General features: G+C 73.5%; 1 protein-coding gene and 1 pseudogene. Both read right to left on the bottom strand.

Annotated features, from left to right (window positions below; genetic code table 11):
* Positions 1–38 precede the first annotated feature (38 nt).
* Positions 39–4,979 (bottom strand): annotated as a pseudogene (locus PS467_RS15485) (type I polyketide synthase); the annotation flags it as partial.
* A 109-nt stretch (positions 4,980–5,088) separates the two neighbouring features.
* The gene (locus tag PS467_RS15490; protein ID WP_311035770.1) at positions 5,089–25,299 is read right to left on the bottom strand and encodes a type I polyketide synthase; all 20,211 of its coding nucleotides are present in this window, start codon (positions 25,297–25,299) and stop codon (positions 5,089–5,091) included.
* Between the last annotated feature and the right edge of the window lie 21 nt (positions 25,300–25,320).

Raw genomic sequence — 25,320 nt, forward strand, 5'->3', positions numbered from 1 at the left:
GTCCGATATCGAGAACGACGTCAATAGCGGAATTCCCGTCACGCCCTTCCGAGACCCTTGTTGATGAATGCGAAGAGCTCCTCGTCACTGGCCGACTGGAGCTCATCGGCGCCGACCGTCTCCTTCGCCGGTCCCTCCGACGGCGCCGCCGCGGGCTCGGCGGTGACCGCCGTACCGTCCGACTCGTCCCACTTGGCCAGCAACGACCGCAGCCGCATGGTGATCCGGGCCCGGGTGATGTTGTCGGGCGCGCTGCCGGTGAGCGTGGTCTCCAGCTTGTCCAGCTCCTCCAGCAGCGCGGCGCCGCCGGCCGCCTCGTCGGGCGCGATCTCGGCCCGCAGATAGGCGGCCACCGCGGCCGGCGTCGGGTGGTCGAAGACCAGGGACGGGGGCAGCTTCAGCCCGCTCGCGGCGCCCAGCCGGTTGCGGAGTTCGACCGCGGTCAGTGAGTCGAATCCCAGATCCTTGAAGGCCCGGCCCGCCTCGATCGCCTCGGCGCCGGAGTGACCCAGGACGGCGGCCACCGCACTGCGCACCAGATCGAGCAGCACCCGCTCCCGCTCGGTCTCGGGCAGCCCCGCGAGCTGTCCCGCCAGTGCCGCCCCGGCGGCGGCGTCCTCGGCCGCGTCGGCCCGCATCTCCTCGATGACCTCGCGGGCCTCGGGCAGGTCGTGCAGGAGCGGACGCGGCCGGTCGGCGGTGAACGCGAGGGTGAAGCGCCGCCAGTCCATGTCGATGACGGTCAGCGCGGTCTCGTCGCGGTCCAGTGCGTGCCGGAGCGTGGCGGTGGCCGGTTCGGGCGCCATCTCGTTGATGCCGTGGCGGCGCATCCGGTCGCCAACGGCGCCGTCCACCGTGGTGCCGTCGCCCCACGGGCCGAAGGTCAGCGTGGTGGCGGGCAGCCCGTCGGCGCGGCGCTGCTCGGCGAAGGCGTGCAGGAAGGCGTTGCCGGGCGCCTGGTTGCCCTGCCCGGGGGCGCCGAAGGTGGCGGAGAAGTGCGAGCACAGCACGAACGCGGTCAGGTCCAGGTCCCGGGTGAGCTCGTGGAGGTGGCGCGTGGCGTCCACCTTCAGCCGCAGCACCCGCTCGACCTGATCCGGGGTCAGGCCCTCGATCACCCCGTCCTCGATGACCGCGGCGGAGTGCACGACGGCCGTCAGCGGCTGGTCGGCCGGGATGGCCGCGAGGGTCCCGGCGAGCGCCGCGCGGTCGGTCACATCGCATGCGGCGAGGGTGACCTTGGCGCCCAGCCCGGTCAGCTCGGCCGCCAGCTCGACCGCCCCGGGGGCGTCCGCGCCCCGGCGGCTCGCCAGCACCAGGTGGTCGGCGCCGTTGCGGGCCAGCCACCGGGCGATCTGCCCGCCGAGCCGTCCCGTACCGCCGGTGACCAGCGTGGTGCCGGTGGGCTGCCAGGCCCGTACGGCGGGCGTGGCGGCCAGCGGGGCGCGCACCAGGCGGGGCCCGTAGACGCCCGCGGCGCGGATCGCCGCCTGGTCGTCGTCGCCGTCGGACGCGAGCAGGCCCACCAGCCGGGCCAGGGAGCGCTCATCGGGCGCCTCGGGCAGGTCGATCAGACCGCCCCAGCGCTCCAGGTGCTCCAGCGCGGCCACCCGGCCCAGACCCCAGACGAGCGCCTGCTCGGGGGAGGCCGGCCGGTCCGAGCCGCCGACGGAGACCGCGCCGCGCGTCAGGCACCACAGCGGCGCGTCGATCCCGGCGTCGCCGAGGGCCTGGATCAGCGCGAGCTGGGCGGCCGTTCCGGCGGGCAGGGAGGCGTGCCCGGGGTGTGCGCCCTCGGCCGGGGCCAGCAGCGACACCACCCCGGCGAACGAGGCGCCGCCGGTCTCGGCGAGCGCGGTGCGCAGCCGCTCGGCCAGCTCCTCGCGGCCGTACGTCGCGGTGTCGACGGCGATCCGCCGCACGTCGGCGCCGCGTTCGGCGAGCACCCCGGCCACGGCGTCCGTCCAGGTGTCCTCGGTGCCCGGCTCTTCCCCGGTGCCCGGCGCGACGACGAGCCAGCCGCCGGACAGCCGCGCGGACCGCTCCTCGGCGAGCGGCTTCCAGGTGACGCGGTAGCGCCAGCCGTCCACGACGGACTGCTCACGGGTCTGCTTGCGCCAGGACGCCAGGGCGGGCAGGACGGCGCTCATCGGCTGATCGCCGGCGACGGTCAGCTCGGCGGCCAGCGTCTGCCAGTCCTCGGCCTCCACCGCGGCCCAGAACTTCGCCTCCACGGCGTCGTGCCGGGTCTCCCCCGCCGCCCGCGCGGGCGCGGCCTCGGGCCAGTAGCGCTGCTGCTGGAAGGCGTACGTGGGCAGGCCGATACGGCGCGCGCCGGTGCCCTCGAACACCGCCTCCCAGTCCACCGCCACACCGCGCGTCCACGCCTCGCCGACGGAGGCCCAGAACCGGTCCAGGCCCCCCTCGTCACGCCGCAGCGAACCGATCGCGGCCGCCTCCACACCGGCGTCCTCGGCGGTCTCCTGCACACCCATCGTCAACACCGGATGCGCACTGGACTCGATGAACACACCGAAGCCCTCGTCCAGCAGCCGCCGGACCGCGCCCTCCAGCTCCACCGTGCGCCGCAGATTGGTGAACCAGTACTCGGCGCCCAGCTCCGGACCCTCGACCCACTCCCCCGTCACCGTCGACAAGAACGGCACCTCGGCGGCCCTGGGCTGCACCGGCGCCAGCAGCTCCAGCAACTCCTCCCGGAGCAACTCCACCTGGGCCGAGTGCGAGGCGTAGTCCACCGGCACCCGACGCGCCCGCACCTCATCCGCCTCGCACGCGGCGACCAGCTCGTCCAGGGCCTCGGGCTCACCCGACACCACCACCGACGAAGGACCGTTGACCGCGGCGACCGAGACACGCTCCTCACCCCACGGCGCGATCCGCTCCCGCACCTGGGCCACCGGAAGCGCCACCGACACCATGCCGCCCTTACCCGCCAGCACCCGCCCAATCGCCTGACTGCGCAACGCCACCACACGAGCCGCGTCCTTCAACGACAGAATCCCCGCCACACACGCCGCCGCGATCTCACCCTGCGAATGACCGATCACCGCCGCCGGGACCACCCCCAGCGAACGCCACAGCTCGGCCAGCGACACCATCACCGCGAACAACACCGGCTGGACCACATCCACCCGCTCCAGCGACGGCGCACCCTCCGCACCCCGCAGCACATCCACCAACGACCAGTCGGTGAACTCCGCCAACGCGGCCGCACACTCCTCGATCCGCGCCGCGAAAACGGGCGAGGCATCCATCAGCCCCACGCCCATCCGCACCCACTGCGACCCCTGTCCCGGGAACACGAACGCCGTCTGACCGGCCACCACGGCGCCCCGCTCCACACCGGCGGCCATGCCGCCGTCCGCGAGGGCGGTCAGCCCGGCCATCAGTTCCTCGCGGTCCCGGCCCTGGACCACGCCGCGGTGGTCCAGCGCGGAGCGGGTGGTGGCCAGCGAGAAGCCGATGTCCACCGGGCGCAGCGCGGGTTCGTCGTGGAGCCGGTCCAGCAGCCTGCGGGCCTGGGCGCGCAGCGCCACCTCGCTCTTGCCGGAGAGCATCCACGGCAGCACACCCGGCTGCTTGGACACCAGTTCCACGGGCTCCGGCTCCTCGGCGGGGGCCTGCTCGATGATGGTGTGCGCGTTGGTGCCGCTGAAACCGAACGAGGACACCGCCGCCCGGCGCGGACGGCCGGTCTCCGGCCACGGCGTGGCCGACCTCACCAGTGCCACCTTCCCGGCCGACCAGTCGATGTGCGGGGACGGCTCGGCGATGTGCAGCGACTCGGGCACCACCCCGTGCTCCATCGCCAGCACCATCTTCATCACCCCGGCGATGCCCGCGGCGCCCTGGGTGTGGCCGATGTTGGACTTCACCGACCCCAGCAGCAGGGGCAGTTCCTCGGGCCGGTCCTGGCCGTAGGTGGCGAGCAGCGCCTGCGCCTCGATCGGGTCGCCCAGCGACGTCCCCGTGCCATGCGCCTCGACGACATCCACATCGCTCGCGGACAGCCGGGCGTTGGCCAGCGCCTGCTGGATCACGCGCTGCTGGGACGGCCCGTTCGGCGCGGTCAGACCATTGCTCGCACCGTCCTGGTTGACGGCCGAGCCGCGCACCACCGCCAGCACCTTGTGGCCGTTGCGGCGGGCGTCCGAGAGCCGCTCCAGCAGCAGGACGCCCACGCCCTCGGCCGGTCCGAAGCCGTCCGCGTCCGCCGAGAACGCCTTGCAGCGGCCGTCCTTGGACAGTCCGCGCTGACGGCTGAACTCGATGAACAGACCGGGGGTGGACATCACATGGACGCCGCCCGCCAGCGCGAGCGAGCATTCGCCCAGCCGCAGCGACTGGACGGCCAGGTGCAGCGCCACCAGGGACGCGGAGCAGGCCGTGTCCACGGTGACGGCCGGGCCCTCCAGGCCGAAGGTGTAGGAGAGCCGGCCGGAGACGACGCTGCCGGCGTTGCCGGTGCCGAGGTGTCCGCCGAAGTCGTCCTCGGCGTCGAGCGCCACCGTCAGATAGTCGGACGCGTTCATGCCCGCGAAGACACCGGTCCGGCTGCCGCGCAGGGTGGCCGGGTCGATCCCGGCCCGCTCGAACGCCTCCCAGGACGTCTCCAGCAGCAGCCGCTGCTGCGGGTCCATCGCCACCGCCTCACGCGGCGAGATCCCGAAGAACGCCGCGTCGAAGCGGGTGGCGTCGTCGAGGAATCCGCCCTCGCGGGTGTAGGTGGTGTCCGGGGTGTCCGGGTCCGGGTCGAACAGGTTCTGGAGGTCCCAGCCGCGGTCGGCCGGGAACTCCGTCTGCGCCTCGCCACCGGAGGCCATGAGCTGCCACAGCTCCTCGGGGCCGCGGACACCGCCGGGGAAGCGGCAGCTCATGCCCACGATCGCGATCGGCTCATGGGCCTGGTCGTCGACTTCCTTCAGCCGCCGGTGGGCGGCGGTGAGATCGGTGGTGACCTTCTTCAGATATTCGCGGAGCTTGGCTTCGTTCGCAGTCGCCATGGACGTTCACCTATTCGCAATGCTCTGGATCGTCGGGAGGTTCGGGTGGGGGTGCTGCCGCGCTTCAGCCGTTGCCGAACCTCTTGTCGATGAAGTCGAAGAGTTCGTCGTCACTGACCTCTTCGAACGTGTCCGCCCCGGCATCCGCCCCGGCGTCGTCCGCGGTGCGACGCACATCGTTCCACTTCGCCAGCAGCGTCTGCAGGCGCACCGCGATGTTCGCATGCGCGGCCTCGTCCTCCGCCATCGACGCCAGATCGTCCGGCGTCAGCGAGGACAGGCTGTTCTCCAGCCGCTCCAGCTCCTCCAGTACGGGCGCCCCGGTGCCGTCGGCCTCCGGCGCCACTTCCTGGCGCAGATGGCGGGCGAGCGCCACCGGTGTCGGGTAGTCGTAGACCAGCGTCGCCGCCAGCCGCAGCCCGGTGGCCGCGTTCAGGCGATTCCGCAGTTCCACGGCGGTCAGCGAGTCGAAGCCCAACTCCTTGAACGCCTGCTCGGCGCCCACCTGCTCCTTCGACGCGTAGCCGAGTACGGCGGCCACCTGACGCCGGACCAGGTCCAGCACGGTCCGCTGCCGCTGGGCCTCCGACTGCCGCGCCAGCTGCTGGGCCAGGGTGCCCTCCCCGGTCTCCGGCACGGCCTCGGGGGCGGCGGGGCCGCTGGTCGCGGCGCGGCGCACGGGAGTGCGCACCAGTCCGCGGTAGAGCGGCAGCAACTGCCCCGTGGCGGCGGCGCCGCGCAGCGTCGCCATCTCCAGCCGTACGGGGACCAGCACCGCCTCGTCCGGCACGGCGTGCGCCGCGTCGAACAGGGCGAGCCCCTCCTCGGCGGACAGCGGCAGCACCCCACCGCGCGCCACTCGCTTGTGGTCGGCCTCACCGAGCCGCCCGCCCATGCCGCGCTCCTCGGCCCACATGCCCCACACCAGGGACAGCGCGGTACGGCCGGTGGCGCGGCGGTGTCCGGCGAGGGCGTCCAGGAAGACGTTCGCCGCGGCGTAACCGCCCTGGCCCGCTCCGCCCAGCGTGCCGGCCGCGGCCGAGAAGAGCACGAAGGCGGAGAGGTCCAGATCCCGGGTCAGCTCATGCAGATGGACCGCCGCGTCGACCTTGGGCCGCAGCACGGTGTCCACGCGCTCCGGCGTCTGCATGTCGATGACGCCGTCGTCGAGGACGCCCGCGGTGTGTACCACGGCCGTCAGCGGACGGTCGGCGGGAATCGCGGCCAGCAGCCTGGCCAGCGCCTCCCGGTCGGCCGCGTCGCAGGCGGCGACGGTGGCCTCGGCGCCCAGCTCGGCGAGGTCCGCGACCAGTTCGGCCATGCCGTCGGCGGCGGGGCCGCTGCGGCTGGTCAGCAGCAGGTGGCGGGCGCCGTGCGCGGTGACCAGATGGCGGGCGAACAGCCTGCCCAGACCACCGGTGGCGCCGGTGATCAGCACGGTTCCGTCCGGGTCGACGGCCTTCCGCACCGGCTCGCCCGCCTCGGTCCTGGCCAGACGTGGCGCGTACACCACCCCGGCACGCAGCGCCAGCTCGGGCTCGTCCGTCTCCAGGGCCGCCGCGATCGCCGGGTAGGACACCTCGCCGTCCACGTCGAGCAGGACGAACTGGCCGGGGTTCTCCCGCTGCGCGGACCGCAGCAGACCCCACACCGGGGCGTTCACCAGGTCCGCCACCGCCGGGTCACCGGCCGCGGCGACCGCGCCGCGGGTGACCACCACCAGCCGGGCGGAGCCGGGCCGCCCGCCGTTCAGCCACTCCTGGACCAGGCCCAGGGCGCGGTGGGTGGCCGTGTGCGCACCGGCGACAAGGCCGCCTTCCGCGGCGCCCGGCTCGGGCGGGAACGGCACCAGCACGGTGTCCGGCGCGGGCCCGCCCGCCTCGACCGCCGCGTTCAGCGAGCGGAGGTCGTCGTGGACCGTGACGCCGAACCCGGTCGTCTCCAGGGCCACACTCAGCTTGAGTTCATCGCCGCCGACGACGGCGAATCCGGCCGGCCCGGCCTCCGCGGGCGCCACCACCGGCGTCCAGTCGATCCGGAACAGCGAACCGTGCCGGTCGGACGTGGCCGCACCGGCGATCCGGTCCACCTCCAGCGCCTCGGTGACCAGCGCGTCCACCGAGGCGACAAGCGCACCCGCCTCGTCGGCCGCCACCATCGACACCGCGCCGTCCCCGGCCGGTGCCAGCCGTACGCGCAGCGCCTCGGCGCCGACCGCGTACAGGCTCACCCCGCGCCAGGACCTCGCCGTCGTGGCACCCTCCGCGCCCAGCGCGAGCGGCTGGAGCGCACCGTCCAGCAGGGCCGGGTGCAGGGCGAAGCGGGCGGCGTCGGGCCGCCGTTCCTCCGCCAGGCGGACCTCCGCGAACAGCTCCTCGCCACGCCGCCAGACGCGGCGCAGGCTCTGGAACGCCGGGCCGTGCAGCAGCCCGGCGCGCGCCATCTCCGCGTACAGCACGTCGGTCTCCACGGCTTCCGCGTCGGCGGGCGGCCAGACGGACAGCGGCTCGGCGCCGGCACCCGCCGGGACCTCGCCCGAGGCGAGCACACCGGCCGCGTGCCGCGTCCACGGCCGGTCCGCCTCCGAACGCTCCGGACGCGAGTACACGGCGAGCGGACGACGTCCGTCGTGGTCCGGCTCACCGACCGACACCCGCAGCCGCACCCCGCCGCGCTCCGGCAGGATCAGCGGCTCGTCCAGGGTCAGCTCCGCCAGTACCGCACAGCCCACATGGTCCCCGGCGCGCACCGCCAGCTCCACGAACGCGGAATCGGGCAGCACGGCCGTGTCCGCGACCGTGCGGTCCGCCAGCCACGCGTGCGAGGCGAGCGACAGCCGCCCGGAGAAGACGTACGCGTCCGCGTCGGGCAGTTCCACCGCCGCGCCCAGCAGCGGATGATCCGCCGAGCCGAGCCCCGCCGAAGCGACCTCGTCCAGGTTGAGCAGGGCATCGGCCCAGTAGCGGCTGCGCTGGAAGGCGTACGTCGGCAGCGCGGTCTTCCGCGCCCCCGTACCGGCGAAGAACGCCTCCCAGTCCGGGACCGGGCCGCGGACGTACAGCCGGGCGAGGGCGCCGGTCACCGCCTCGGCCTCCGGCCTGCCCTGGCGCAGCGCGGGCAGCAGCTCTGCCGCGTCGGGCTCGGCGAGGCAGTCCTGCGCCATGGCGGTGAGGACGCCGTCGGGGCCCAGCTCGACAAAGGTGGTGACACCTCGGGCTTCGAGGGTGCGGACACCGTCGAGGAACCGGACCGCCTCGCGGACGTGGCGCACCCAGAAGCCGGGGCTGGTGATCTCCTCGGCGGAGACGACGTCTCCGGTGAGGTTGGAGACGATCGGGATGCTCGGAGCCTCGTACGTCAGCCCCTCGGCCACCTCACGGAAGGCGTCCAGCATCCCGTCCATACGGGGCGAGTGGAACGCGTGGCTGACCGTGAGCCGCTTGGTCTTACGACCCTGGGCCTCGAAGCCCGCCGCGATCTCCAGCGCCGCGTCCTCATCACCCGCGATGACCACGGAGATCGGGCCGTTGAGCGCAGCGATGCTGACCCGCTCGGTCAGCAGCGGCGCCACCTCGTCCTCCGACGCCTGCACCGCGACCATCGCGCCACCGGCCGGAAGCTCCTGCATCAGCCGGCCACGCGCCGCCACCAACGTGCACGCGTCGGCGAGGGACAGCACACCCGCCACATGGGCCGCCGCCAGCTCACCGATGGAGTGGCCCGAGAGGAAGTCGGGCCGCAGACCCCACGCCTCCACCAGCCGGAACAGCGCCACCTCGACCGCGAACAGCGCGGGCTGAGTGAACTCGGTCCGGTCCAGTACCGCCGCATCGTCCCCGAACAACACATCCCGCAGCGGCCGCTCCAGATGCGCGTCCAGATGGGCACACACCTCGTCCAGCGCGTCCGCGAACACCGGGAAGGCGTCGTACAGCTCACGGCCCATCCCCAGCCGCTGGCTCCCCTGCCCCGTGAACAGGAACGCCACCTTGCCACCGGTCGTCACCGAGCCCTGGACCAGGCCCGGCACCTCGGACTCACCGCGGGCCAGCGCCGCGAGGCCGGCCAGCGGCGCTTCGCCGCCGTCCGCGATGAGCACGGCCCGGTGGTCCAGGGCGGCGCGGGTCGTGGCCAGCGAGTACGCCACATCGGTGGCGGCCGGCTCGGTGTTGTCGCCGAGATGGGCCAGAAGCCGCCCGGCCTGAGCGCGCACAGCCGCCTCGGACTTGCCGGACAGTACCCAGGGCACCGTCGGCAGCTGCACCACCGGACCGGCGCCGGCAGGGCGCGGCTCCGGCTCCTCGTGGGCCGGGGCCTGCTCGATGATGGTGTGGGCGTTGGTGCCGCTGATGCCGAACGAGGACACCGCCGCCCGGCGCGGACGGCCGGTCTCCGGCCACTCCCGCGCCTCGGTCAACAGCGCGACCGCGCCCGACGACCAGTCCACGTGCGGGGTAGGCTCATCGACGTTGAGCGTCCGCGGCAGCACACCGTGACGCAGCGCCAGCACCATCTTCATCACACCCGCGACACCCGCCGCGGCCTGCGTGTGCCCGATATTGGACTTGATGGAGCCGAGCCACAACGGCCGGTCCGCCTCGCGCTCCTGACCGTAGGTGGCCAGCAGCGCCTGCGCCTCGATGGGGTCGCCCAGCGTCGTTCCCGTACCATGCGCCTCGACCGCGTCCACCTCGGACGGGGACAGACCCGCACCCGCAAGCGCCTGACGGATCACCCGCTGCTGCGACGGACCGTTCGGCGCGGTCAGACCATTGGACGCACCGTCCTGGTTGATCGCGGACCCGCGCACCACCGCCAGCACCTCATGGCCGTTGCGCCGGGCGTCCGACAGCCGCTCCACCAGCAGCATGCCCACACCCTCGCCCCAGCCCGTGCCATCCGCACCCGCCGCGAACGCCTTGATCCGCCCGTCCGCCGCAAGACCGCGCTGCCGGCTGAAGTCCACGAACGCACCCGGCGTCGACATCACCGTCACACCACCGGCCAGCGCCAACGAGCACTCACCCGCCCGCAACGCCTGCATCGCCCAGTGCAACGCCACCAGCGACGACGAACACGCCGTGTCCACCGTCACCGCCGGACCCTCAAGACCCAGCGCGTACGCCACCCGGCCCGACATCACACTGGCCGCGTTACCCGTCCCCAGGAACCCGTCGCCGCCGTCCGGCGTGTTGAGGACGAGCGACATGTAGTCCTGGCCGTTGGTGCCCGCGAACACGCCGACCTGCTGGCCGCGCAGCGTGGTCGGGTCGATCCCGGCCCGCTCGAACGCCTCCCACGACGTCTCCAGCAGCAGCCGCTGCTGCGGGTCCATCGCCACCGCCTCACGCGGCGAGATCCCGAAGAACGCCGCGTCGAAGTCCCCGGCGTCGGAGAGGAATGCGCCCTCGCTCACATAGCTGGTGTGCGCGGAGGCGGAGTCCGGGTCGTAGAGCGACTCCAGGTCCCAGCCGCGGTCGGCCGGGAAGCCCGTCACCGCGTCCTGGCCGGACACCAGCAGCCGCCACAACTCCTCGGGCGACCGCACACCACCCGGGAACCGGCAGCTCATGCCCACGATCGCGATCGGATCGTCGGCCACGGCCACGCCCATGGACGAGGCACCGCCCATCGCCTCGGCCGCGCTCTCCTCGCCCAGGATCTCGGTACGGAGATGGGCGGCGAGCGCCGAGGACGAGGGGTAGTCGTACACCAGGGTCGGCGGCAGCCGCAGCCCGGTCACGGTGTTCAGCCGGTTGCGCAGCTCCACGGCGGTCAGCGAATCGAAGCCCAGCTCCCGGAACGCCCGGTCGGCCTCCACCGCCTCCGCGTCGGAGTGGCCGAGCACAGCGGCCACGGCGGAGCGCACCAGGTCCAGCAGTATCCGCTCGCGCTCCGCCGCCGGGGCCTCCCCGAGCCGCCGGGCCAGCGCCGACTCGTCGGCGCCGCCACCGGTCGTGGCCGTCCGACGGCCCTCGGCCTCCAGCGCCGTACGCACCTCGGGCAGCTCCAGCAGCAGCGGGCTCGGCCGGGCGGCGGTGAAGCCGGGGGCCAGCCGCTCCCAGTCGATGTCCGCGACCGTCACCGCGGTCTCGTCCAGGTCCAGGGCGCGCTGGAGCGCGGCGATGGCCAGGTCCGCCGCCATCGGCGGCACACCGGAGCGGCGCATGCGCTGCTCCAGCGCGTCGTCCGCGGCCATCCCGCCCTCGGCCCACGGGCCCCAGGCCACCGAGGTGGCGGGCAGGCCCTCGGCCCGGCGCCGCTCGGCGAGCGCGTCCAGGAAGGCGTTGGCGGCGGCGTAGTTGGCCTGGCCCGCGGCGCCGACCGAGCCCGCGAACGAGGAGAACAGGACGAAGGCCGTCAGGTCCAGGTCCCGGGTCAGCTCGTGCAGATTGGCCGCGGCGTCGGCCTTGGCGCGCAGCACGGAGGCGAAACGCTCAGGGGTCAGCGACTCCAGGACACCGTCGTCCAGCACCCCGGCCGCGTGGACGACCGCCGTCAGCGGCAGTTCGGCCGGCAGCCCGGCCAGCAGCGCGGCCAGCGCCTCGCGGTCGGCGACGTCGCAGGCCGCGACGGTGACCCGGGCGCCTGAGGCGGCGAGTTCGTCCCGCAGCCCTGCCGCACCGGGGGCGTCGAGGCCCCGGCGGCTGGTGAGCACCACATGCTCGGCGCCCTTGTCGATCAGCCAGCGCGCCACATGCGCACCCAGCGCGCCCGTCCCGCCGGTCACCAGCACCGAACCGGCACCCGGCCGCCAGTCGCGGCCGTGCGAGGACCCGGCGGCCCGGGTCAGCCGGCGCCCGAAGACACCGGTGGCGCGTACCGCCACCTGGTCCTCGCCGCCGCCCCCGGCCAGCACACCCACCAGCCGCGACAGCGCCCGGTCGTCCACCGTCTCCGGCAGGTCGACCAGACCGCCCCACCGCTCGGCCAGCTCCAAGGCGGCGACCCGGCCCAGGCCCCAGACCCGTGCCTGCCACGGGTCCACCGGGCCGTCGGACCGTCCGGTGGAGACCGCGCCACGCGTGGCCACCCACAGCGGCCCGGCCACGCCCAGGTCGCCCAGCGCCTGCGCCAGGGCGGCCGTACGGACCAGCCCGTCGGCGCCCTCGACGCCCCCGGCGCCTCCGGCGAGGGACGGCAGCGCGAACACACCGGCCACCGGCGCGTCGGCGACGGCCTCGCCCAGCCGCTCGGCCATGCCCGTACGGTCATCGGCGGTCAGCTCGACCCGCTGGACCTCGGCGCCGCGCGCGGACAGCGTCCGTACGACCCCCTCGGCCAGCGGGCCGTCCACCCCGCCGTCCGCCGCGTCGGCCGGGGCGACGACCAGCCAGCGGCCGGTCGGCGTCGCCTCGGCGCGGACGGCCACCGGCTTCCAGGCCACCTGGTAACGCCAGGCGTCCACGGTGGAGCGCTCGCCCTGGCGGCGGCGCCACGAGGACAGCATCGGCAGGACGGCGCCCAGCGAGGAGAGCGCGCCGTCGTCCTCGGACTGCAGCGTCCCGGCGAGGGCCTCCAGGTCCTCACGCTCCACGGCCTCCCAGAACCGGGCGTCCACGGAATCCCTCGCCGCGACGGCCGCGCGGACCTCTTCCGGGTCCTCCACCCAGAAGCGCTGCCGCTGGAAGGCGTAGGTCGGCAGCTCGACCCCACGGGCCCCCGTCCCGGCGAAGAACGACCGCCAGTCCAGGGCGAGCCCCCGGGTGTGCAGCGCGGCGAGGGCGGCCGTCAGCGAGTCCGGCTCGGTGCGTCCCTTGCGGAGCGCCGGGACGAAGGCGGCGGCGTCGCCGGACACGCACTCCTGGGCCATCGCGGTGAGCACACCGTCGGGGCCCAACTCCACGTAGGTGGTGACCCCTTGGGCTTCGAGAGCGCGGACGCCGTCGAGGAAGCGGACCGCTTCCCGGACGTGGCGCACCCAGAAGCCGGGGCTGGTGATCTCCTCGGCGGAGACGACCGTCCCGGTGAGGTTGGAGACGATCGGGATACGCGGGGCCTCGTACGTCAGCCCCTCGGCCACCTCACGGAATGCCTCCAGCATCCCGTCCATACGGGGCGAGTGGAACGCGTGGCTGACCGTGAGCCGCTTGGTCTTACGGCCCTGCGCCTCGAAGCCCGCCGCGATCTCCAGAGCCGCGTCCTCGTCCCCGGCGATGACCACGGAGGCCGGACCGTTGACGGCCGCGATGCTCACCCGCTCGGTCAGCAGCGGCGCCACCTCGTCCTCCGACGCCTGCACCGCGACCATCGCGCCACCGGCCGGAAGCTCCTGCATCAGACGGCCACGCGCCGCCACCAGTGTCGCCGCGTCGGCGAGGGACAGCACACCCGCCACATGCGCGGCCGCCAGCTCACCGATCGAATGCCCGGACAGGAAATCGGGCCGCAGCCCCCACGCCTCCACCAGCCGGAACAGCGCCACCTCGACCGCGAACAGCGCGGGCTGAGTGAACCCGGTCCGGTCCAGCGCCTCGGCGTCGTCCCCGAACAGCACCGTCTTCAACGGACGCTCCAGATGCGGGTCCAGCGCATCGCACACCGCGTCCAACGCCTCCGCGAACACCGGATACGCCTCATACAGCTCACGGCCCATGCCCAGCCGCTGACTCCCCTGCCCCGTGAACAGGAACGCCACCTTGCCCTCGGCCACCGAGCCCTGAACGAGCCCGGCCGCCGACTCGCCACGCACCAGCGCTTCCAGAGCGGACAGCAGCCCGGCGCGGTCCTCGCCGACGGCCACCGCGCGCCGCTCCAGCGCCGCCCGGCCCGTCGCCAGCGTGTAGCCGACGTCCGTGGTGTCCAGCTCGGGATGGGTGCCGAGATGGGCCAGGAGCCGCTCGGCCTGGCCGCGCAGGGCGGCCTCGGACGTGCCCGAGAGCACCCACGGCACCGCCGGCAGCTCCGTCGCCGGGCCGGCGACGGCGGTCTCCTCGGGGGCCGGGGGCTGCTCCAGGACGATGTGCGCGTTCGTACCGCTCACGCCGAAGGACGAGACGCCCGCCCGGCGCGGCCGGCCGAGCTCCGGCCACGGCCGGGCCTCGGTCAGCAGCTCGATGTCGCCCGCCGACCAGTCGACGTGCGGGGTGGGCTCGTCGATGTGCAGCGTCCGCGGCAGCACACCGTGGCGCATCGCCATGATCATCTTGATGACGGCCGCGACACCGGCGGCGGCCTGGGTGTGGCCGATGTTGGACTTGATGGAGCCCAGCCACAGCGGCCGGTCCTCGGGACGGTTCTGGCCGTAGGTGGCCAGCAGCGCCTGCGCCTCGATCGGGTCACCCAGCTTCGTCCCCGTACCGTGCGCCTCCACCACGTCGACGTCCGCGGTGGTCAACCGGGCGTTGGCCAGCGCCTGCCGGATGACGCGCTGCTGGGACGGGCCGTTCGGGGCGGTCAGGCCGTTGCTGGCGCCGTCCTGGTTGATGGCGGTGCCCCGGACGACCGCCAGCACCCGGTGCCCGTTCTTCCGTGCGTCCGACAGCCGCTCCACGAGCAGCATGCCCGCGCCCTCGGCCCAGCCCGTACCGTCCGCCGAGGCCGCGAAGGACTTGCAGCGGCCGCTGGTCGACAGACCCCCCTGGCGGCTGAAGTCGATGAAGGTGTCCGGGGTGGCCATGACGGTGACGCCACCGGCCAGGGCGAGCGAGCACTCGCCGTTGCGCAGCGCCTGCGCGGCCAGGTGCAGCGCCACCAGCGACGAGGAGCAGGCGGTGTCGATGGTGACCGCCGGACCTTCGAACCCGAAGGTGTAGGCGATCCGGCCGGAGACGACACTGCCCGCGGAGCCGGTGCCCAGATAGCCTTCGAGCCCCTCGGGGACGGCGTTCAGGCGCGACAGATAGTCGTGGTACATGACGCCGGCGAAGACACCGGTCTTGCTGCCGCGCACCGCCGCCGGGTCGATCCCGGCCCGCTCGAGCGCCTCCCAGGAGGTCTCCAGCAGCAGCCGCTGCTGCGGGTCCATGGCGAGCGCCTCACGCGGTGAGATCCCGAAGAACGCCGCGTCGAACTCCGCCGCGTCGTGGAGAAAACCGCCCTGGCTGGTGGAGCTGGTGCCCGCCTTGCCGGGATCGTCGCTCCGCAGCCCGTCCAGGTCCCAGCCACGGTCGGCCGGGAAGTCGGAGACGGCGTCCACGGAGTCCATGACGAGTTGCCACAGCTCCTCGGGGGTGGTGACCCCGCCCGGGTAGCGGCAGCTCATCCCGACGATGGCGATCGCGTCGTCGTCGGCGACGGCCACGGTCGGCGCGGGGGCCGCCGCGCCCTCGTCCGCCTGATCGCCCACCAGCTCGGTCCGCAGATGGCGGGCGAGGACCGCCGGGTCCGGGTAGTCGAAGACCAGGGTGGCGGGCAACCGCAGACCGGTCACCGTGTTGAGCTGATTACGCAGCTCGACCGCTGTCAGCGAATCGAAGCCCAGCTCCTTGAACGCCCGCCCTGATCCGATGGCCTCCGGGCCCGCGTACCCGAGCACCGTCGCCACCTGCCCGCGGACCAGATCCAGCAGCAGCCGCTCCTGTTCCGGCCCCGACAGCCCCGAGAGCCGCCGCGTCAGATCCGGCTCGCCCGCCCCGGCGGCGGCATCCACCGCACGCCGCCCCGGTACCCGCACCAGACCGCGCAGCAGCGGCGAGATGGCACCCGCCGCGGCCTGCGTGCGCAAGCCCGCGAGGTCCACGCGCATCGGCACCAGGGACGCCTCGCCCATGGACAGCGCGGTGTCGAACAGCGCCAGGCCCTCCGCCACGGGCAGCGGGGGAAGTCCGGCCCGCCGCATACGGGCGATATCGGCCTCGTCGAGCGTGTCACCCATACCGCCACCGGCCCACAGGCCCCACGCCAGGGAGGTGGCGGGCAGGCCATGTGCCGCACGGTGCCGCGCCAGCGCGTCCAGGAAGGCGTTGGCGGCGGCGTAGTTGGCCTGCCCCGGGCTGCCGAACACCCCGGCCACCGACGAGAACAGCACGAACGCCGTCAGGTCCAGGTCCTGGGTCAGCTCATGCAGATTCCAGGCCGCGTCCACCTTTGGGCGCAGCACTCCCGCCAGCCGCTCCGGTGTCAGCGAACCTATCACCCCGTCGTCCAGCACACCGGCGGTGTGCACGACGGCCGTCAGCGGATGCTCGGCGGGAACGGCGGCGAGGGTCGCGGCCAGGGCGTCCCGGTCCGCCACATCACACGCCGCCCAGGCCACCTCCGCGCCCGAACCGGCCAGCTCAGCGGTCAGCTCGGCGGCGCCGGGCGCTGCCTCGCCACGGCGGCTCACCAGCAGCAGACGCCGTACACCGTGCTCGGCCACCAGACGCCGGGCGAACAGGCCGCCCAGCGAGCCGCCGGCACCGGTGACCAGCACCGTGCCGTCCGGATTCCATCGCGGGGCGCGGCTGTCGGCCACGGACGTGGCGCGGGCGAGCCGCGGAGTCTTAAGGACACCCTGCCGTATCGCGACGTCGGGCTCGCCGCTCTCCAGCGCCGCGGGCAGCGCGGCGAGCGATTCCTGGCGGCCATCGACGTCGATCAGGACGAAGCGGTCCGGGTTCTCGGACTGCGCGGTACGCAGCAGGCCCCGCACCGCAGCGCCCGCCAGGTCCGCCACCGGCTCACCGGCCCCGGCGGCCAGCGCCCCCGAGGTCAGCACCGCCAGCCGCGCGTCCGCGAGCCGCGCGTCGTCCAGCCATGCCTGCACCAGCGCCAGCGCCTCGGCGGCGGCCTGGTGCGCGGCGCCGGCCACGTCCTCGCCGCCCCGTGCGGACGGTGCCGCCAGCACGACCCCCGGTACGGCCGCACCGGACTCGATCGCCGCGGTCAACTCGGCGAGATCCGCGTACGCCGCGACATCGGTGCCCACGCCTGCCGCGCCACGGGTGAGGTCGCCGGAGCCCAGCACCGCCCACCGACCGCGGTCATCGGTACCGGCCACACCCGCGAGTTCGGTCCACTCCAGGCGGAACAGCGACTCGTGGTACTCCGTACGCGCACTCCGCACCTGCTCGGCGGAGACCGGACGCAGCCTCAACGCCTCCACCAGGGCGACCGGCACCCCAGCCGTATCCGCGATCTCCAGCCGGACACCTTCGGTGCCCGCGGGGGCCAGGCGCACCCGCAGCGCCGAAGCACCACTCGCGTACAGCGACACCCCGCGCCACGCGAACGGCAGCCGCCCTTCCCCACCGGTATTGCCCAGCCCCTCGAGCCCCACGGCATGCAGAGCGGAATCCAGCAACGCCGGATGCAGACCGTACCGGCCCGCCTCCTCCACCGCGTCCTCGGGCAGCGTCACCTCGGCGAAGATCTCACCACCGCGCCGCCACGCCCTGCGCAACCCCTGGAACACCGGCCCATACGCGAAACCGATATCCCACAAGCCCTCATAGCGGCCGTCGAGATCCACCTCGACCGCGTCCGCCGGAGGCCACGCGCTCCACTCGAAGGACGCCTCCGGCCGGCCACCGGACGACAGCACACCACTGGCATGCCGAGTCCACGGCTCCTCGGCCGGCAGACCCTCCGGACGGGAGTGCAACGACAACGACCGCCGGCCCGCGTCGTCGGCGGCGCCGACGACGAGCCGCACCTGCACACCGCCCTGCTCGGGCAGGGCCAAGGGCACTTCCAGCGTCAACTCTTCCAGATGGTCACACCCCACCTGGTCACCGGCCCGGACCGCCAACTCCACAAGAGCCGTGCCCGGCAGCAGAACCGTGTCCAAGATGGTGTGCTCCGCCAGCCACGGATGGGTGGACAGCGCCAGCCGGCCGGTGAACAGCATCCCGTCCACGTCCGGCAGCTCAGCCGTCGCCCCCAGCAGCGGGTGCCCCGCCTCGCCCAGGCCCACGGCGGCCACGTCACCCAAGAACAGCGACGACACCCGCGGCCAGTACCGGCGGCGCTGGAACGCGTAGGTCGGCAGCTCGACCCGCGTCGCGCCACTACCGGCGTAGAACGCGCTCCAGTCCACCGTCACACCACGCACATGCGCCCGCGCGACCGCCACCGTCAACGACTCGGCCTCGGAACGATCCCCACGCAGCACCGGCACGAAAGAAACCCCGGACCCCGCGACACACTCCTCCCCCATGGCCGCGAGCACGCCATCCGGACCCAGCTCCAGGAACGTCGTCACATTCTGAGCCTCGAGCGTGCGCACGCCATCGAAGAACCGCACGGCCTCACGGACATGCCGCACCCAGAAACCGGGGCTGGTGACCTCCTCGGCGGAGACCAGCTCGCCCGTCAGGTTGGACACGATGGGGATACGCGGGGCCTCGTACGACAGCCCCTCGGCCACCTCACGGAACGCCTCCAGCATCCCGTCCATACGCGGCGAATGGAACGCATGGCTCACCGTCAGCCGCTTGGTCTTACGCCCCTGCGCCTCGAACGACGCGGCGATCTCCAGAGCCGCGTCCTCATCCCCCGCGATGACCACCGACGTCGGCCCGTTGACGGCCGCGATGCTCACCCGCTCGGTCAGCAGCGGCACCACCTCGTCCTCCGACGCCTGCACCGCGACCATCGCACCACCCGCCGGAAGCTCCTGCATCAACCGCCCACGCGCCGCCACCAACGTCGCCGCATCGGCCAGCGAGAGCACACCCGCCACATGCGCGGCGGCCAGCTCACCGATGGAATGGCCCGACAGGAAATCGGGCCGCAGACCCCACGCCTCCACCAGCCGGAACAGCGCCACCTCCACCGCGAACAACGCGGGCTGGGTGAACCCCGTCCGGTCCAGCGCCTCGGCGTCATCACCGAACAGCACATCCCGCAACGGACGCTCCAGATGCGCGTCCAGATGCGCACACACCTCGTCCAGCGCGTCCGCGAACACCGGATACGCCTCATACAGCTCACGGCCCATCCCCAGCCGCTGGCTCCCCTGCCCCGTGAACAGGAACGCCACCCGGCCACCGGTCACCGACCCCTGAACCATCCCGGCGGCGGCACGCCCCTCCGCGAGCGCCTCCAATCCGGCCAGCAATGCGTCCCGGTCCTCCGCGACCACCGCCGCCCGCTCCTCGAGCGCCGACCGGCCGACAGCCAGGGAGAAGCCGAGGTCCACCAACCGGACGTCGTTCTCCCGCACGAGGTGGTCGCGCAGCCGCCCGGCCTGCGCCCGCAGCCCCTCCACCGTCTTGCCCGAGAGGACCATCGGCAGCACACCGCCCGCCGGACCACCCTCCTCCCCGGTCGCTGGCCCGGCCGACTCCACCTCGACCACCGGCGCCTGCTCCAGCACCGCATGGGCGTTGGTACCGCTGAAGCCGAACGAGGAGACGCCCGCACGACGCGGCTGACCGGTCTCCGGCCACGGCCGGGCCTCGGTCAGCAACTCGATGTCGCCCGCCGACCAGTCCACGTGCGGGGTCGGCTCGTCCACGTGCAACGTCCGCGGCAGCACACCGTGCCGCATCGCCAGCACGATCTTCATCACACCGGCAACACCCGCGGCCGCCTGTGTATGGCCGAGGTTCGACTTCACCGACCCCAGCCACAACGGCCGGTCCTCGGGACGGCCCTGGCCGTAGGTGGCCAGCAGCGCCTGGGCCTCGATCGGGTCACCCAGCGCCGTACCCGTGCCGTGGGCCTCCACCACGTCCACGTCGGCGGCCGACAGACCCGCGTTCGTCAGCGCCTGCCGGATCACCCGCTGCTGCGACGGGCCGTTCGGCGCCGTCAGACCGTTCGACGCGCCGTCCTGGTTCACCGCCGTACCGCGCACCACCGCCAGTACCGGGTGGCCGTTGCGCTGGGCGTCCGACAGCCGCTCCACCAGCAGCATGCCCACGCCCTCGCTCCAGCCCGTGCCGTCCGCGCCCGCCGCGAACGCCTTGACCCGGCCGTCCCGCGCGAGCCCCCGCTGACGGCTGAACTCGACGAACGCACCAGGGGTGGACATCACGGTCACACCGCCGGCCAGCGCCATGGAGCACTCACCGGCCCGCAGCGCCTGGACCGCCGTGTGCAGGGCGACCAACGAGGAGGAGCAGGCGGTGTCGATGGTGAGGGCCGGGCCCTCCAGACCGAAGGTGTACGCCAGCCGGCCCGAGATCACACTGGCCGCGTTGCCCGTACCCACATGGCCGTCGATGCCGTCCTGCTCACCGCTCAACAGCACCGACAGATAGTCCTGTCCATTGGTGCCGACGAAGACACCGGCCGTCGCACCGCGCAGCGTCGCCGGGTCGATCCCGGCCCGCTCGAACGCCTCCCAGGACGTCTCCAGCAGCAGCCGCTGCTGCGGGTCCATGGCGAGCGCCTCACGCGGCGAGATCCCGAAGAACGCCGCGTCGAACTCCGCCGCGTCGTCGAGGAATCCGCCGTCACGGGCGTAGGAGGTGCCCGGCTGGTCGGGGTCCGGGTCGTACAGCGCCTCCAGGTCCCAGCCCCGGTCCGTGGGCATACCCGAGACCGCGTCCGTACCGGCCATGAGCAGCTGCCACAGCTCCTCGGGAGTCTGCACGCCCCCCGGGAACCGGCAGCTCATCGCCACGATCGCGATCGGCTCGTCATCGGCCACCACGGTCCCGGCCGCGGCGGGGCCGTCGGCGCCGGCCACCTGTCCGCCGAGCAGCTCGGTGAACAGGTGATCGGCAAGGGCGATCGGCGTCGGGTAGTCGTAGATGAGCGTGGCAGGAAGCCGCAGATCAGTGACCGCGTTCAGACCGTTCCGCAGCTCCACCGCGGTCAGCGAATCAAAACCGATCTCCCGAAACGCCCGCTCGGCGCTGACCTCCGCCACATCGGCATGGCCCAGCACACCCGCGACATGCGTACGCACCAGATCCAGCAGCGCACGCTTCCGCTCCGCTTCGGGCAGTCCGAGCAGCCGCTCGGTCAGCGCGGAAGCCGACTCGGCACCGCCCTCACCACGCCCGCCGGAATCCCGTCCGCCGGCGTCCCGCACGGGCGCCAGTTCGGCCAGCAACGGACTCGGCCGGACAGCGGTGAACGTCGACAGGAAGAGGTCCCAGTCGACATCCGCCACCGTCACGACGGACTCCGGGCCGGACAGCGCCCGCTGGAGAGCGACCAGGTTCAGATCCGGCGCCATCGCCCGCAGGCCACGGCGGCGCAGCTGCTCCTCGGCGTCGCCCTCGGCGGCCATACCACCGTCCGCCCACGGGCCCCAGGCCACGGCGGTCGCGGGCAGGCCGCGCGCCCGGCGCCGCTCGGCCAGCGCGTCCAGGAACGCGTTACCCGCGGAGTACGCGCCCTGGAAGCCGCTGCCCCAGATACCGGCGATGGAGGAGAAGAGGATGAAGGCGTCCAGGGGGTCGGACGACTCGTCGAAGATGCTGTCGAGGTGGATCGCCCCGGCCGTCTTCGCCCGCACGATGCGGGCGAATTCCGACAGGTCCCCGTCGGTGCCGGGCTCCTGGGAGACACCGGCCGCGTGCACCACGGCCCGCACCGGCGCACCGCTCGCCGCAAGCCTCTCCACCAGCGCCTCAAGCGCCTCACGGTCGGCCACATCGCACGCCTCGACGTCCACGGCGGTACCGGACCCGGACAGCTCGGCCACGATCTCGGCCGCCCCCGGGGCCTCGGGGCCACGGCGGCTGAGCAACACCAGCCGCTCCGCGCCGTTCCGTGCCAGCCAGCGGGCCACATGCTGCCCCAACGCGCCCGTACCGCCGGTCACCAGCACCGTGCCACGCGGCGTCCACGGCTCGACGGGGGCCGCGTCCCGCGGAGCCCGCACCACACGCCGTACGAAAACCCCGGCGGCGCGGATCGCCACCTGGTCCTCGCCGCTCACTCCGGTCAGCACACCCGCGAGCCGGTCCAGCGCACGTCCGTCCAGCGACTCCGGCAGATCGACCAGACCGCCCCACCGCTCCGGCCACCCCAGCCCCGCGGCCCGGCCGAAGCCCCAGAGCTGCGCCTGCGTCACGCTGTCGAGCCGGTCCGCACCACCGATCGAGACCGCACCCCGGGTCACACACCACATCCGCGCCGAGGCATAGCCGTCCCGCTGTTCCAGCGCTTCGGCCAGCGCACCGGTCAGCGCCAGGCCGACCGGCACCGCCGGATGCTCCGGATGCGGCCGCTCATCCAGCCCCAGGAACGACAGGACCCCGGCCACCGGACCATCGGCCGCCGCCGACGCGAGCCGTCCGGCGAGCGGTTCCGGATCGGCGTCGGCCGCGTCCAGCTCGGCCCGCACCACCCGCACCCCGCGCCGCACCAGGTCGTCCGCCACCGCGGCAACCCAGGGATCGTCCGCACGACCGGCCGGAACCGCCAGCAACCAGGTACCCGTCAGAGCGGCCGTCCCCGACGGACCGCCTCCCGAACGGGTCTGGGGCCGCCAGACGACGTGGTAGAGACGACCGCCGACCGTGGCCACATCCTGCTGCTCACGACGCCACGACGACAGGGCGGGCAGCACCGCGCTCAGCGGCTGGTCGCCCTCGACCCGCAGTTCGCCGGCGAGCGCCTCCCAGTCCCCGCGTTCCACCGCCTCCCAGAAGCGCCCCTCGACCACGTTGACGGCCGGGGCTCCCGACGCCGCTGCCTCCGGAGGGGCTTCAAGCCAGTACCGGCGGCGCTGGAACGCGTAAGTCGGCAGCTCGACCCGCGTCGCGCCACTACCGGCGTAGAACGCGCTCCAGTCCACCGCCACACCACGCACATGCGCCCGCGCGACCGCCACCGTCAACGACTCGGCCTCGGAACGATCCCCACGCAGCACCGGCACGAAAGAAACCCCGGCCCCCGCGACACACTCCTCCCCCATGGCCGCGAGCACACCATCCGGACCCAGCTCCAGGAACGTCGTCACATTCTGAGCCTCGAGCGTGCGCACACCATCGAAGAACCGCACGGCCTCACGGACATGCCGCACCCAGAAACCGGGGCTGGTGACCTCCTCGGCGGACACCACGGCACCGGTCAGGTTGGACACGATGGGGATACGCGGGGCCTCGTACGTCAGCCCCTCGGCCACCTCACGGAACGCCTCCAGCATCCCGTCCATCCGCGGCGAATGGAACGCATGGCTCACCGTCAGCCGCTTGGTCTTACGGCCCCGCGCCTCGAAGTCCGCCGCGATCTCCAGCGCCGCGTCCTCATCCCCCGCGATAACCACCGACGTCGGCCCGTTGACGGCCGCGATGCTCACCCGCTCGGTCAGCAGCGGCAGCACCTCGTCCTCCGACGCCTGCACCGCGACCATCGCACCACCGGCCGGAAGCTCCTGCATCAGCCGGCCACGGGCGGCCACCAGCTTGGCGGCGTCGGCAAGCGAGAGCACACCCGCCACATGCGCCGCCGCCAGCTCACCGATCGAATGGCCCGAGAGGAAGTCGGGCCGCAGACCCCACGCCTCCACCAGCCGGAACAGCGCCACCTCCACCGCGAACAACGCGGGCTGGGTGAACCCCGTCCGGTCCAGCGCCTCCGCGTCCTCCCCGAACAGCACACCCTTCAACGGCCGTTCGAGGTGCGGGTCCAGCTCCGCGCACACCGCGTCCAGCGCCTCCGCGAACACCGGGTACGCGTCATACAGCTCACGGCCCATCCCCAGCCGCTGGCTCCCCTGCCCCGTGAACAGGAACGCCAGCTTCCCGGCCACCGGCGACCCCTCCACCAGGCCCGGCACCGTCTGTCCGGCGGCCAGGGCTTCCAGCCGGGCCAGGAAACCGTCCCGGTCGCTCGCGACGATCACCGTGCGGTGGTCGAACGCCGCCCGGGTCGTGGCCAGCGAGTAGGCGATGTCGAGGACGCCGGGCACGGTGGCCCCGTCCTCGGGGTTCCGCAGGAAGGTGAGCAGCCGTTCGGCCTGGGCGCGTGTCGCCTCGCCGCCGCGTCCCGACAGCACCCACGGCAGGACGGGGGCCACCGCGGCGGGTGCGGTCCGCTCCGCCACCGGTTCGGCCTCCGGCGCCTGCTCGATGATCGTGTGGACATTGGTCCCGCTCACGCCGAACGACGAGACGCCCGCACGACGCGGCTGACCGGTCTCCGGCCACGGCCGGGCCTCGGTCAGCAGCGACACCTCACCCGCCGACCAGTCGACATGCGGGGTCGGCTCGTCCACATGCAGCGTCTTCGGCAGCACCCCGTGCCGCATCGCCATGACCATCTTGATGACGCCGCCGATACCGGCCACGTTCTGGGTGTGGCCGATGTTCGACTTCAGTGAGCCGAGCCACAGCGGCCGCCCCTCCGGCCGGTCCTGGCCGTACGTGGCGATGAGCGCCTGGGCCTCGATCGGGTCGCCCAGCATCGTCCCGGTGCCGTGCGCCTCCACCGCGTCCACATCGGCGGGGGTGAGGCGGGCGTTCTCCAGGGCCTGGCGGATGACGCGCCGCTGGGAGGGGCCGTTCGGCGCGGTCAGGCCGTTGCTCGCACCGTCCTGGTTGACGGCCGAGCCGCGCACCACCGCCAGCACCGGGTGGCCGTTGCGCCGCGCGTCGGACAGCCGCTCGACCAGCAGCACGCCGACACCCTCGGACCAGCCGGTGCCGTCCGCCGACGCCGCGAAGGATTTGCACCGGCCGTCGGGGGCGAGGCCACGCTGACGGCTGAACTCCACGAACACGTCCGGGGAGGACAGCACGGTCACGCCCGCCGCCAGCGCGAGCGAGCATTCGCTCTGCCGCAGCGCCTGGACCGCCAGATGCAGCGCGACCGAGGAGGACGAGCAGGCGGTGTCGATGGTGGCCGCCGGGCCCTCCAGGCCGAAGGTGTACGAGAGCCGCCCGGACGCGACGCTGGCGGCGGTGCCGGTCAGCAGATGGCCCTCGACGCCCTCCGGCAGGTCGTACCCACCGGCCCCGTAGGCCTGCGTGGAGGCTCCGACGAACACACCGGTGCGCGAGCCCCGCATGGTCGCCGGGTCGATCCCGGCCCGCTCGAACGCCTCCCAGGACGTCTCCAGCAGCAGCCGCTGCTGCGGGTCCATGGCGAGCGCCTCACGCGGCGAGATGCCGAAGAAGCCCGGGTCGAACTGGTCCGCGTCGTACAGGAAGCCGCCCCCGCGGGCGTAGAACGTGCCCTGCCGCTCCGGGTCCGGGTCGTACAGCGCGTCGAGGTCCCAGCCGCGGTCGCCGGGGAACCCCGAGATGGCGTCCTGGCCGCCCGCGACGAGCTGCCACAGCTCCTCCGGCGACCGTACGCCGCCGGGGAACCGGCAGCTCATGCCGATGATGGCGATCGGTTCCCGGGACGCGTCGGTGAGCTGCTGGTTCTGCCGACGCAGCCGCTCGGTTTCCTTCAGCGAGGCCCGCAGCGCATCAACGAGTTTGTCGTTGGGGGTTGTCATCGTGTACTCCGTGCTTCGGGT

This window comes from Streptomyces luomodiensis, assembly GCF_031679605.1.
Taxonomy (GTDB): Bacteria; Actinomycetota; Actinomycetes; order Streptomycetales; family Streptomycetaceae; genus Streptomyces; species Streptomyces luomodiensis.

Excerpts from the sequence above, each read along its gene's own strand:
- PS467_RS15490 (WP_311035770.1), bottom strand. The coding sequence starts at position 25,299 with ATGACAACCCCCAACGACAAACTCGTTGATGCGCTGCGGGCCTCGCTG.